Genomic DNA, 12958 nt, shown 5'->3' on the forward strand with positions numbered 1-12958 from the left:
TTTTGCTTTCAGACAGGAACCCCGGCCTGACGGCCGGGGTTTTTTGCGTTTACGATCCGGAAATCTTTTCCAGCAGCCCGCCTCTTAAATAGCCTTTTAGTCAGGTTTACCTGTACCGACAACTTAAAAAGGTCTCCGTTGCGCGGTACCCGTTTTAGCGCTGATCCAGCAACCAGGCAGCAATAAAATCAGCAATCTGCTGTGGGTTATTCAGATCCAGCAGCGGAAGTTTCATGGGAATAACACGATCGCTGGCTACCGCAATAACGTATTTATCCAGTAACTGGGCCAAAGCTTGCTCCTCTCCTCCTCGCCACAGTGCGATCTTCGGAACCGGCTCATGCTTAAATCCTTCCAGCAGAATGATATCCAGCGAAGAGGGATCCATCCGACCGATCAGAAACTGCAAATCCGGTTCGGGCTGTTGCGGCGTTTCAGTGATTAACGCCCAGCGCTGCTGGTTAAAGACCATGACCTGGTCAGCTCCGGCTTTACGCAGCTCAAAGCTGTCTTTGCCTGGCGTATCAATATCCATATTGTGATGGGTATGTTTGATCAAACCGGGACGGATACCCCGGGCTTTCATAATGGTAATTAGCTGTTTTAAAAGCGTTGTTTTACCCGTGCCGCTGAAAGCGGTAATTGCTAAAAGAGGGAGCATCAGAGTTCCTCAGAACAAAAGATCTTCAGGGCGGTTAATATTGGCGAAGGCGCCGGGGCAGTCATCAAAAGGGACGCTGTGGCCACCAGCCTGATCAAGAAATAGCATCACCTTCCTCTCACCTTTTGCCAGATAAGCCGCCAGCGGTTCAGCCAGGCTGACATGCAGCAGAGCCAGCGTCGGGTGATCCCGACCGGCTGAGCGAGCCCAGACAGCCGGAGCTGCCTGCTTTGCCTGCCACAGACGTGACACAATATCTGCCGGCAGAGCTGGCGTATCACAGGATGAAAAGATCGCCCATTCAGTGTCGATATAGCCCAGTGCGGTAAGCATTCCTGCTAACGGGCCAGGAAAGTCTGGCAGAGAATCCCCAATTACCGGCAGGCCGCTCTGCTGATAAACAGCCATATTCCGGTTAGCGCTGATGCACATTTTGCCTGTCTGAGGGCGTAGCCGCTCCAGAACGTGCTGATAAAGCGGTTTCCCGTGATAATCAATCAGCCCCTTATCTTCACCGCCCATGCGGCTGCCGCGCCCACCGGCAAGGATTACTCCCGTCACGGCGGCAGGTAGGAACTGGTAGTTGATGATCATCACTTTTACACCCTCTTTTAATGTGGGTTTAACCCTGCTACCGTAGCAGCATCGGGAATGGAACAGGAAGCAACCCATGAAATGTCATCGCCTCAATGAACTGCTGTCGCTGCTACAGCCAGCCTGGCAGCAGGAACCAGATCTGAATTTAATGCAATTTATACAGAAACTCGCCGCTGAAGCCGGTTTTACTCAGCCCATCGATGAGTTAACGGATGATGTTTTGATCTACCATCTTAAAATGCGTGGCACCGATAAGCATGAAGAGATCCCGGGCCTGAAAAAAGATTATGAAGAGGATTTTAAAACCGCTCTTCTTCGTGCTCGCGGCGTAATCAAAGATTAAATCCCCTCCCTTCATCCGTCGTACCCGCGTTTAATGATATTCTTGATCGTTCAATGATTGCGATTATCTGCGAGTATGCCGGATGAAAGAACCTGCCTTTAACTTTCAAAATTTAAACCCTGACACCATTCTGGATGCGCTCTGGGATACCGGGATCCGCGTGGAGTCCGGGCTGACCGCGCTGAACAGCTTTGAGAATCGGGTCTATCAGTTTGCCGACGAAGATAAAAAGCGCTATGTGGTGAAGTTCTATCGTCCCCAGCGCTGGTCACAGCAGCAGATTGAAGAAGAGCACCAGTTTACCGCCGAACTGCTGGCCGACGAGGTTCCTGTGGCCGCTCCTCTGGCCCTGCAGGGCAAAACTTTGCACCAGCATCAGGGTTACCTGTTCACGGTGTTCCCAAGCCTTGGGGGCCGCCAGTATGAGACGGATAATTACGATCATCTGGAGTGGGTCGGGCGCTATCTTGGTCGGATGCATCAGACCGGACGGAAGAAAATGTTTGCTGCCCGTCCTGCTATTGGTCTGCAGGAATATATCACCGAACCTCTGCAGGTACTTGAGGCCAGTAGCCTAATCCCCGGTAAGCTGAAGGACAGATTATTAACCAGCGTGCGGCTGATCGGCACAACTTTACAAAATTACTGGCATACTCAATGGCAGCCGCTGCGCCTGCATGGAGACTGCCATCCCGGCAACATTCTCTGGCGCGACGGTCCTTTATTTGTTGACCTGGATGATGCCCGCACCGGCCCGGCCGTGCAGGATCTGTGGATGCTGATTAACGGCGACAGCCAGGAACAGCGAATTCAGTGGGACATTTTGCTGGAAGCTTACAGTGAATTCAGTGAGTTCGACGCACATGAATTGTCACTGATTGAGCCTTTACGCGCCATGAGGATGGTTTATTATCTGGCGTGGGTTGTTCGCCGCTGGCAGGATCCGGCGTTTCCGGCAAATTTCCCGTGGATGACGGATGAGGATTTCTGGCTCCGGCAGATCTCCACTTTTAACGAGCAGGCCAGACTGTTGCAGGAGCCACCGTTGCAGCTGATGCCCGCATTTCAGGGCTGATCGCCTTTTCCGATCCGCCCCCTTTGTTGTCAGGAGAGAGTTTTTAAATGAAAAAGATTTTATTTGCGCTGGTTGGAATGGTTCTGGCTTTCAGCGCCTCGGCAGCCCAGTTTACCGATGGTCAGCAGTACGTCACCCTGCAGAAGCCCGTTTCTGGTGAACCTCATGTCATGGAGTTCTTCTCTTTCTACTGCCCGCACTGCTATGAGTTTGAGCGCGTCTGGCACGTCAGCGATACCGTGAAGAAAAACTTACCGGCTGACACCAAAATCACCAAATACCACGTTGAATTCCTCGGCGGTGACATGGGGAAAACCGTGACTCAGGCCTGGGCTGTGGCCATGGCGCTGGGCGTGGAAGATAAAGTGACTGCGCCAATCTTTGATGGCATCCAGAAAACCCAGACCATCACCGATCCGGCCAGCCTGAAAGAAGTCTTCGTTAAGGCTGCTGCTATTACCCCGGAACAATATGACGCAGCATGGAACAGCTTCGTGGTGAAATCACTGGTCGCTCAGCAGGAAAAAGCGGCAGAAGACGTTGATTTGCGCGGCGTTCCTGCGATGTTTGTTAACGGAAAATATATGGTTAACAACGGCGGTCTGGATACCAGCTCAATGGATAACTATGTTCAGCAATATGCTAACGTGGTGAAATTCCTGCTGACTCAGAAGTAAACTTGGTTTTATCCGACGCCGGCTGCTGACCGGCGTTATTGTTTCCCTTCTTTTTGTTGTCAGTTCCCGGAATAAACTGCCAGTCCCAGGCGGTTTTTTCAGTAAGAGATCCTGTTCGTTCACGCCGCTTAATAATTAATATCCACACAGAATCAATTCCGCAAAACCTGAAGTTTATCCTGGAGAAAAACATTAACTACATGATTTTAAATATGTTTTGTTGATGTTGTTCGCTCATTCCCTGCATATAACAATACGTTAGCAAATTTACGCACAAAGTTATCCACAACTTATTATTGCGCGCCGAGCCACAAATGCCGCTTGACGTACAAGTTAATACGCGGAGTTATTTCATTTTTGGGGCTTAGCTGTGGCATCCTAACCTCATTGATAAAACCAACGAAGAACGTGACGACTAATGGCACAAATTGCAGAAAACCCGCTTATTCTGGTAGATGGCTCTTCCTATCTTTACCGCGCTTATCATGCGTTTCCTCCGCTGACTAACAGCTCAGGAGAACCAACCGGTGCCATGTACGGCGTGTTGAATATGCTGCGCAGCCTGCTGTTGCAATATAAGCCCAGCCACGTCGCGGTGGTTTTTGATGCCAAAGGCAAAACGTTCCGTGATGAACTTTTTGAACATTACAAATCTCACCGTCCACCGATGCCGGACGATCTGCGGGCGCAGATTGAACCGTTGCACAATATGGTCAGAGCTATGGGGCTGCCTTTGCTGGCGGTTTCCGGCGTGGAGGCGGATGACGTCATTGGAACGCTGGCACTCGAAGCAGGCAAGCTCGGCAGGCCAGTGCTGATCAGCACCGGTGATAAAGATATGGCGCAACTGGTGACGCCGGGTATCACGCTGATTAACACCATGAATAACGCCATTCTCGGCCCGGATGAAGTGGTGGAGAAATACGGTATCCCTCCGGCATTGATTATCGACTTCCTCGCCCTGATGGGTGACTCCTCGGATAATATCCCGGGCGTGCCAGGCGTGGGTGAGAAAACCGCTCAGGCGCTGCTGCAGGGCCTGGGCGGCATTAAAGATATCTATGAGAATCTGGACAAAGTCGCTGACCTCTCTTTCCGCGGAGCGAAGACGATGGCAGCCAAACTGGAGCAGAACAGGGAACTCGCTTTCCTCTCCTACCAGCTGGCGACCATTAAAACCGACGTTGAACTTGAGCTTACCTGCGATCAGCTGACGGTCAGCGAACCGGCAGTGGAAGAGCTGCTCGGTCAGTTCCGCCATTACGAATTTAAGCGCTGGATCACCGACCTGGAAGAAGGTAAATGGCTGCAGGGGAAAAAGAGCAACCCTCAGGCACAGAAAGCGCTGGCTGAAAAAGTGGAAGAGCAGTCTGAGGCAACCAGTGTTCTTTCTGCGGATGGTTACGTTACCATCCTCGATGAAGAGACTTTTGCCGGTTGGCTGAAAAAGCTCAAGGCCAGCAAGCTGTTCGCCGTCGATCTGGAAACAGACTCCCTGGATACTCTCACCGCTACTATTGTCGGTCTCTCCTTTGCTGTTGCGCCAGGAGAAGCGGCTTATCTGCCGGTGGCTCATGATTATCTCGATGCGCCAGCCCAGTTGGAGCGCGACAGCGTGCTGGAACGTCTCAAGCCGCTGCTGGAAGACAGCAAGCTGTTGAAGGTCGGTCAGAACCTGAAGTATGACCGTGGCGTGCTAAAGAATTACGGCATCGAGCTGCAGGGTATCAAATTCGACACCATGCTGGAGTCCTACGCGCTGAACAGCGTCTCAGGACGCCATGATATGGATACTCTTGCCTCGCGCTGGCTGCACCACAAGACGGTAAGCTTTGAAGATATTGCGGGTAAAGGCAAAAAACAGCTGACCTTTAACCAGATAGCACTGGAACAGGCGGCACACTATGCAGCCGAAGACGCCGATGTCACGCTGCAGCTGCACCTTAAAATGTGGCCAGAGCTGGAAAAGGAGCAGGGGCCAAAGCTGGTCTTCGAAACGATTGAGATGCCGCTGGTTACCGTTATATCGCGTATCGAACGTAATGGCGTGCTGATCGATCAGGGTATCCTGGCTCAGCATTCTCAGGAGCTGACCACGCGGTTGGGAGAACTGGAGCTGAAAGCGCATGAGCTGGCTGGCGAGCCGTTCAACCTCTCTTCTCCCAGGCAGCTGCAAACCATCCTGTTTGAAAAACAGGGGATCAAGCCAACTAAAAAAACCCCGGGTGGCGCACCTTCCACCAGTGAAGAAGTGCTGGCCGAGCTGGCGCTGGATTACCCGCTACCCAAAGTGATTCTGGAGCACCGTGGCCTGTCCAAGCTGAAGTCGACCTATACCGACAAGCTACCGCAGATGATCAATCCGCTGACCGGACGGGTCCACACCTCTTATCATCAGGCGGTGACGGCAACGGGCAGGCTCTCCTCCACCGATCCTAACCTGCAAAACATCCCGGTGCGCAATGATGAAGGACGGCGGATTCGGCAGGCCTTTATTGCTTCGAAGGGGCATCAGATCCTCGCGGCCGATTATTCACAAATCGAACTGCGGATCATGGCCCATCTCTCCCAGGATAAGGGGCTGCTGACGGCTTTCTCGGAAGGACAGGATATTCACCGTGCCACTGCCGCTGAGGTGTTTGGTATGGCGCTGGAAAAAGTCACCGGCGAGCAGCGCCGCAGCGCCAAGGCCATTAACTTTGGTCTGATCTACGGCATGAGCGCGTTTGGCCTGTCCCGCCAGTTGAATATCGGCGCTGGTGAAGCGAAGAAATACATGGATCTCTACTTCGAGCGCTATCCTGGCGTGTTGGAGTATATGGAAAGCACTCGTGAACAGGCTGCGCAGAAGGGCTATGTCTCCACGCTTGATGGTCGTCGCCTCTACCTGCCAGATATTAAGGCCAGCAATGTGATGCGTCGTAAAGCCGCCGAGCGTGCGGCCATCAACGCCCCAATGCAGGGCACGGCAGCCGACATTATCAAGAAAGCGATGATTGCCGTTGATGGCTGGCTGACGCCACAGGCCAACCCTGACGTGAAGATGATTATGCAGGTACACGATGAACTGGTGTTTGAAGTGAAAACCTCAGAGGTGGAAGCGGCAACGGCGAAAATCCGCGACCTGATGGAGAACAGCATGAAGCTTGATGTGCCGCTGCAGGTTGATGTCGGGGTAGGCGATAACTGGGATCAGGCGCACTGATAACTCGCTGGTACTGACAAACGAGGCTGATTTCTTAATGAATTCAGCTTTTTTTTTCGCCATAAGAAATCGCTTTGGTTAATCGGTTCAGCTTTGACTGGTTTTTAATCGCGCTTAGCTCTTCACCTAAGCGGTTATGGTGAAAGCATTTTTTTTGTAATTTAGCTACAGGCAACGCTTTTTTCTGTGAGCTGAGTTGGATAACGCAGGGTGTTTTATGAAAATTAACTACAAAAAACCCTTTTGAGGGCCGAAAAAATCATGTAGAGTTTAAGGCGTAGGGTACAGAGGTAAGATGTTCTATCTTTCAGACCTTTTACTTCACGTAATCGGATTTGGCTGAATATTTAGCCGCCCCAGTTGTTATGACTGGGGCGTTTTTTATTGGGCGCTATTCAGGCCCGCAGGCCTGATTTTACTCTTCTGCGAACTCTTCTTCAGTTGCCGGCGGCAGCTCGCTGTACCAGCTGTCCAGTTTGGCGCTCAGCTTATCGATGCCGATTTTCTTCAGTGAAGAAAACATCTCAACCTGAACATCACCGACAAAGCTCTTCGCCGCTTCACGCACCATGTTCAGCTGCGCTTTACGCGCGCCGGAAGCCAGCTTATCGGCTTTGGTCAACAGCACCAGCACTTCAATACCGCTCTGCACCGCCCAGTTGATCATTTGCTGATCCAGATCTTTCAGTGGATGACGGATGTCCATCAGCACCACCAGGCCTTTCAGGCACTGGCGCTCACGCAGATATTCCGCCAGCGCGCGTTGCCACTTCAGCTTCATCTCTTCCGGGACTTCGGCATAGCCATAGCCCGGTAAATCCACCAGACGATAGCCTTCAGCGACCTGGAACAGATTGATAAGCTGCGTGCGTCCCGGAGTTTTACTGGTCCGCGCCAGGCTTTTCTGATTGGTCAGCGTGTTCAGCGCGCTGGATTTGCCCGCATTGGAACGGCCGGCAAACGCCACTTCAATACCGGTATCGGCCGGCAGGTGACGGATGTCAGGAGCGCTGGTAACAAAATGGGTAACGTGATAATTCCAGCCAGACAAAATAGAAACTCCAGATATAAGGTCAGTTGCGCAGAGTATACCCTGTATGGATTGAAAGCGCTCAGTCGGCCGCGAGTCGCCCGAAGATTTGTAAGAGATCGGCCATTGTTTCTGCCAGCCCTTGCCCCTAATTTTTTGTTGTCATAAATGCAATATCATTAAAAAACAATTTATTACATTTAACCCACTATAAGTGTGCGTGAAATTTTTATTAAGCTGCCTTGTGAGTTTGACCATTTAGTCTAAAGTATTTACCAGAACCCGGATGGTTCACTTCAGGATGAAGAGCTCAGGGGGCGTCAGGATGACGCAGAGCAGGGATGGAACGTGTTGAGGATGCAACACACTCAGGGAAAGGATAGCGTCCAGGATGGACGATACGGCAAGGGAAAACCGGGAAGTTGTGTGCTAAAAAGGATGCTGACTAAAGTCAGTCCTTCTGCGGAAGGTGCGAAAAAAGGCGACAGGGTGACCTGGCGCCTTTTTTCTTTGTCTGCTTTCTGCTAGATTCCGCCGCAATTCTATACTGAAGATAAATCGTCTGAGAGCAGAAATCATGAAGCAACCTGCACGCGCGCCCCAGAACAAGAAACCTGCAGCAAAAAATAAACGTAAATCGCGCGATGAAATAAATACCGAAGCGCGCGATCGCAAGCGTGACAAGAAACATCGCGGTAATGCTTCCGGCAGCCGTGCGAATCCTGTGATGCCTGGTAAAAAGGGTGGTAACGCTGGTCAGGAAAAAGACCCACGCATTGGCAGCAAAAAGCCGATTGCGCTGGGCAGTGATGTTCAGCCGGTGAAAAAGGCGGCTAAACCAGTAAAACCCGCGCCAGAGAAAAAGCCGCTTCTGACGCCGGAAGAAGAGCTGGCGAAGCTGGAAAATGATGAACGTCTGGATGCGCTGCTGGATCGGCTGGAAAGTGGTGAAACGCTGAAAGCAGAAGATCAGGCATGGCTGGATCAGACTCTTGACCGCATCGATGTGCTGATGGAACAGCTGGGCATTGCTCTGGATGATGACGCCGATGACGAAGAAGCAGAAGAGGATATGTACCGTCTGCTCAAGGGTGGCAACTGATCCCACGGCAGGTATTTCTGACTGGAAATTAAGATGGCGCAAAAAGAGCGCCATCTCTGCAAAAGGTTTCTCTGCTGATGAATTGGCCTGGATCAATTTACCTGCTGATTCTGCTCTGTGGCCTGCTGTGGATGTTGGTTAAACTACGACGTCTGTCCAGTCGTCGATCCCGGCTACGCAGAACGATCGACCGTCCGCCGCTCAGGCAACCTCCTCTCACCCGACGGTCGGCATCCAGACGCCAACGAAGGAGTGAATACCGTGACGCAGATGATTGAATGGGATCAGGCCCTGATTCAGAAGTACAACATCTCGGGTCCCCGCTACACTTCCTATCCCACCGCGCTGGAATTTCACCAGGATTACGACGAGGCGGCTTTTCTGCAGGCCAGCCAGCGTTATCCCGATCGCCCCCTGTCGTTGTATGTCCATATCCCGTTCTGCCACCGGCTGTGTTATTTCTGTGGCTGCAACAAGATAGTGACCCGCCAGCAGCATAAAGCCGATGAGTATCTTCAGGCGCTGGCCATTGAAATTGCCGCACGCGCCAGACTGTTCAGTAACCGCACCGTCACCCAAATGCACTGGGGCGGTGGGACGCCGACCTATCTGAATAAAACTCAGATCAGCCGCCTGATGGATCTGCTGCGTGAGCATTTTAACTTCAGCGCAGAAGCCGAGTTGTCGATTGAGGTCGACCCCCGTGAGATTGAGCTGGACGTGCTGGATCACCTGCGGGCCGAGGGCTTTAATCGTCTGAGCATGGGCGTGCAGGATTTCAATAAAGAGGTGCAGGAGAAGGTCAACCGCATTCAGGACGAAGCGATGATCGTTGCCCTGATGGAGCGTGCCCGGAAGCTGGGCTTCACTTCCACCAATCTAGATCTGATCTACGGCCTGCCAAAGCAAACGCCAGAAAGCTTTACTTTCACCCTTAAGAAAGTGGCCGCCCTCAACCCGGATCGGCTTAGCGTGTTCAACTATGGACACATGCCGAACTTGTTCGCAGCCCAGCGCAAAATCAAAGATGCCGATCTGCCGGATACCCAGCAAAAGCTCGCCATTCTGCAGCAGTCCATTGCCACTCTGACGGCAGAAGGCTATCAGTTTATCGGTATGGACCACTTTGCCCGTCCCGATGACGAACTGGCCGTTGCCCAGCGTCAGGGGCGCCTGCACCGTAATTTCCAGGGTTACACCACTCAGGGCGACAGCGATCTGTTGGGGATGGGCGTGTCGGCCATTAGCATGATGGGTGACAGCTATGCGCAGAACCAGAAAGAGTTGAAGAGCTGGTATGCCGCGGTGGACCAGCAGCAGACCGCATTGTGGCGTGGACTGAGCCTGACAGCGGATGACTGCCTGCGTCGCGATGTGATCAAAACGCTGATGTGTAACTTCTCACTGAATTATGCCGATTTTGAAACCGCTACGCGGCGTTTTACTGACTACTTTGCTGAAGATCTGATATTGCTGGCTCCCTTTATTGCTGACGGGCTGGTGGAGTGCGACGAGAAGCGCCTTCAGGTCACCGCTAAGGGGCGAATGCTGGTCAGGAATATCTGCATGTGCTTTGACGTTTACCTGCGCCAGAAAGCGCGTATGCAGCAATTCTCGCGGGTGATCTGAATCGGTAGTCTGCCTGCTGACAGATTGAAACAAAAAAGGCCGGACATTCGCCCGGCCTTCTCTTAACAAAACAAACTTATTCCATTCCCAGCTCTTTGAGTTTGCGGGTCAGGGTATTTCGTCCCCAGCCCAGCAACCGTGCAGCTTCCTGCTTATGCCCCTGCGTATGACGCAGAGCGGTGGTCAGCAGCGTACGCTCCATCTCAGGCTGAGCTTCTGACAGCAGGTTTTGATGACCGGAACGCAGGGCACGATCGGCCCACTGTGCCAACAGTGTTGCCCAACTATCTGGCAGTGACTGCACCGGGTTCTCCGGCGTGGAGGTCTCAAACAACTCTGAAGGCAGATCCTGAATCAGTACTTCCTGGCCTGCGGCCATTACGGTCAGCCAGCGGCAGGTGTTCTCCAGCTGGCGCACGTTGCCCGACCAGTGCAGGCGGGTCAGCGCGGTTTCCGTTTCCGGATGCAGGATCTTCGCTTCCACACCCAGCTCACGAGCGGCAACCTGCAGGAAGTAGCGCGCCAGACGAGGAATATCTTCCCGGCGCTCGCGCAGCGGCGGCAGATGCACGCGGATCACATTGAGACGGTGGAAAAGGTCTTCACGGAATTTGCCTTCCTGCACACGCAGCTCAAGGTTCTGGTGAGTTGCCGCGATAATACGGACATCCACCTTCACCGGCGCATAGCCTCCCACGCGGTAGAACTGGCCATCAGCCAGCACGCGCAGCAAACGGGTCTGCACATCCAGCGGCATATCGCCAATTTCATCGAGGAACAGCGTGCCGCCGTCGGCCTGCTCGAAGCGGCCCTGACGGATCTGGTTCGCCCCGGTAAAAGCCCCTTTCTCATGCCCGAACAGCTCGGATTCGATCAGATCCTTCGGGATAGCAGCCATGTTCAGTGCGATAAAGGGCGCTTTGGCTCGCGGGCTGTGGCGATGCAGAGCGTGGGCAACCAACTCTTTACCCGTACCCGATTCGCCATTGATCAACACGCTGATTGACGAACGTGAGAGACGGCCAATAATGCGGAACACATCCTGCATCGCCGGTGCTTCACCGATGATATCGGTGGTCGGGCCGCTGACCGGTTGATTGCGCGGCTGCTGCTGTTCCTGATAATGACTGATCGCGCGTTCAACCAGCGCCACGGCTTCGTCAATATCGAAAGGCTTCGGCAGGTAATCAAACGCTCCTTGCTGGTAAGCGCTGACCGCGGCATCCAGATCGGAATGGGCAGTCATTATGATGACCGGAAGCATAGGGTGACGCTGTTTTATCTGTTTGAGTAGTGCCAGTCCGTCCATGCCGGGCATACGAATATCTGAAAGTAAAACGTCTGGGGTTTTGCTGGCAAGGGCGTCCAGCACCTCGTTAGCGCTGTCAAAGGTGGCACAGCTTAAACCGGCTCCAGTGAGCGCGCGTTCAAGCACCCAGCGGATGGAGCTATCGTCATCGACGATCCAAACTATCCCTCGTTGCATAGAAACCTCACTGGCGAATAGGCAGATAAACCGAAAATTCAGTGTGACCCGGCCAACTGCTAAATTCTATTTTCCCCGAATGCTGGTCAATCAGGCTGCGCGCGATAGACAGACCTAAGCCGGTCCCACCTTCGCGGCCGCTCACCATCGGATAAAACAGCGTATCCTGCAGTTGTGCCGGAATACCCGGGCCATCATCCTCGACATCGATGCGTGCCACCAGGCGATAACGTACTCCGTGCAGCGTTAACTGGAATGCCGTGCGGGTACGAAGTGTAATAGTGCCGCCTTCTTCACCCAACGCCTGTAAGGCGTTGCGTACAACGTTCAGCAGAACCTGTTCGATCTGATCCGGATCGTGGGGCAACTCCGGCAGGCTGGGATCGTAATCCCGAACCAGCGTCACGTTATCGGGCAGTTCCATCGACACCAGATTGACCACACGTTCAGCCACCTGATGGATACTTTGCGTAACGTGCATGCCTGGCTGCTGCGGGCCAAGCAGGCGATCAACGAGATTACGCAGGCGGTCTGCCTGTTCGATGATCACCTTGGTATATTCGGTTAAAGACGGATCCGGAAGCGCTTTTGCCAGAAGCTGTGCTGCGCCTCGTAATCCTCCCAGCGGGTTTTTAATTTCATGAGCCAGACCCCGGACCAAATCCCGGGCAGCTACCTGCTGAGCATGTTGAATCTGTTCCTGACTGAGACGGCGCTGATTATCCATCGGGGCCATTTCAAGCAGAATTAAACCATCGGGCAGACGCTGCGCTGTTAAAGACATTATGTGCGCGCGGCTATCTACCACCAGAGTCACTTCACTGTCGGTAAAGCCCTGACCTGCGTTCAGACTCTCGCGCATGACGTCGATATTTAAGGAAAAATATCCCATCAGTTCCGGCAGCGGTGTACCAAACAGCTTGCGGGAGCTTTGCGCTAACAGCTGCTGAGCGGCGGGGTTGGCGTAATGCACCACCAGATCGCTATCGACCAGCAAAATACTGTTAATCAGAGAATTGAGAATCTGCCCAGCATCGGGCAGCGTGCCTGTTGCCATACAGCGTTCTCCTGCACCTTTTTAGTGCATTATAGTCATGGAACCCGAAAATCGTCTTCCTGAACGATGAATTCGCGGAGAAAAAAGCCCATCAGG

General features: G+C 53.0%; 12 protein-coding genes. 7 read left to right on the forward strand and 5 right to left on the reverse strand.

Features of this window, described 5'->3' with window-relative positions; all coding sequences use genetic code 11:
• Nucleotides 1-154: 154 nt before the first annotated feature.
• The gene (gene mobB / locus AC3Y5R_RS22305) at nucleotides 155-661 is read right to left on the reverse strand and encodes a molybdopterin-guanine dinucleotide biosynthesis protein MobB (RefSeq protein ID WP_489923159.1); all 507 of its coding nucleotides are present in this window, start codon (nucleotides 659-661) and stop codon (nucleotides 155-157) included.
• Between the two features lie 9 nt (nucleotides 662-670).
• Nucleotides 671-1255, reverse strand: a complete 585-nt coding sequence (gene mobA, locus AC3Y5R_RS22310) for a molybdenum cofactor guanylyltransferase MobA (protein WP_489923160.1) — start codon at nucleotides 1253-1255, stop codon at nucleotides 671-673.
• Between the two features lie 76 nt (nucleotides 1256-1331).
• Here mobA and AC3Y5R_RS22315 point away from each other — a divergent pair, with 76 nt between their 5' ends.
• The 5 genes from AC3Y5R_RS22315 to spfP all read left to right on the forward strand — a co-directional run bounded on the left by AC3Y5R_RS22315 (nucleotide 1332) and on the right by spfP (nucleotide 6901).
• A complete protein-coding gene (locus AC3Y5R_RS22315; protein WP_158782322.1) occupies nucleotides 1332-1601 on the forward strand; it encodes a YihD family protein in 270 nt (89 codons plus the stop codon).
• 82 nt (nucleotides 1602-1683) lie between these two features.
• On the forward strand, nucleotides 1684-2676 hold the full coding sequence (locus AC3Y5R_RS22320; protein ID WP_489923161.1) for a serine/threonine protein kinase: 993 nt from the start codon (nucleotides 1684-1686) through the stop codon (nucleotides 2674-2676).
• A 47-nt stretch (nucleotides 2677-2723) separates the two neighbouring features.
• Complete coding sequence (dsbA, locus tag AC3Y5R_RS22325) at nucleotides 2724-3353, forward strand: thiol:disulfide interchange protein DsbA (protein ID WP_158782320.1); 630 nt, start codon at nucleotides 2724-2726, stop codon at nucleotides 3351-3353.
• A 418-nt stretch (nucleotides 3354-3771) separates the two neighbouring features.
• On the forward strand, nucleotides 3772-6558 hold the full coding sequence (gene polA, locus AC3Y5R_RS22330; RefSeq protein ID WP_489923162.1) for a DNA polymerase I: 2787 nt from the start codon (nucleotides 3772-3774) through the stop codon (nucleotides 6556-6558).
• A 295-nt stretch (nucleotides 6559-6853) separates the two neighbouring features.
• A complete protein-coding gene (gene spfP / locus AC3Y5R_RS22335) occupies nucleotides 6854-6901 on the forward strand; it encodes a small protein SpfP (protein WP_071892919.1) in 48 nt (15 codons plus the stop codon).
• Nucleotides 6902-6973: 72 nt separating this feature from the next.
• Here spfP and yihA read toward each other — a convergent pair whose 3' ends face one another.
• The gene (gene yihA, locus AC3Y5R_RS22340) at nucleotides 6974-7609 is read right to left on the reverse strand and encodes a ribosome biogenesis GTP-binding protein YihA/YsxC (RefSeq protein ID WP_158782318.1); all 636 of its coding nucleotides are present in this window, start codon (nucleotides 7607-7609) and stop codon (nucleotides 6974-6976) included.
• A gap of 556 nt (nucleotides 7610-8165) precedes the next feature.
• Here yihA and yihI point away from each other — a divergent pair.
• Nucleotides 8166-8690: a Der GTPase-activating protein YihI gene (yihI, locus tag AC3Y5R_RS22345; RefSeq protein ID WP_489923163.1), complete on the forward strand. Its 525-nt coding sequence runs from the start codon at nucleotides 8166-8168 to the stop codon at nucleotides 8688-8690.
• Nucleotides 8691-8960: 270 nt separating this feature from the next.
• Nucleotides 8961-10319 carry an oxygen-independent coproporphyrinogen III oxidase gene (hemN, locus tag AC3Y5R_RS22350; RefSeq protein ID WP_489923184.1) on the forward strand — a complete coding sequence of 453 codons (1359 nt, stop codon included), beginning with the start codon at nucleotides 8961-8963 and terminating at the stop codon, nucleotides 10317-10319.
• 76 nt (nucleotides 10320-10395) lie between these two features.
• Here hemN and glnG read toward each other — a convergent pair whose 3' ends face one another.
• The gene (gene glnG / locus AC3Y5R_RS22355; RefSeq protein WP_489923164.1) at nucleotides 10396-11805 is read right to left on the reverse strand and encodes a nitrogen regulation protein NR(I); all 1410 of its coding nucleotides are present in this window, start codon (nucleotides 11803-11805) and stop codon (nucleotides 10396-10398) included.
• 7 nt (nucleotides 11806-11812) lie between these two features.
• Nucleotides 11813-12862 carry a nitrogen regulation protein NR(II) gene (glnL, locus tag AC3Y5R_RS22360; protein ID WP_158782315.1) on the reverse strand — a complete coding sequence of 350 codons (1050 nt, stop codon included), beginning with the start codon at nucleotides 12860-12862 and terminating at the stop codon, nucleotides 11813-11815.
• Nucleotides 12863-12958 lie beyond the last annotated feature (96 nt).

The organism is Erwinia sp. 009765445, from assembly GCF_058137865.1.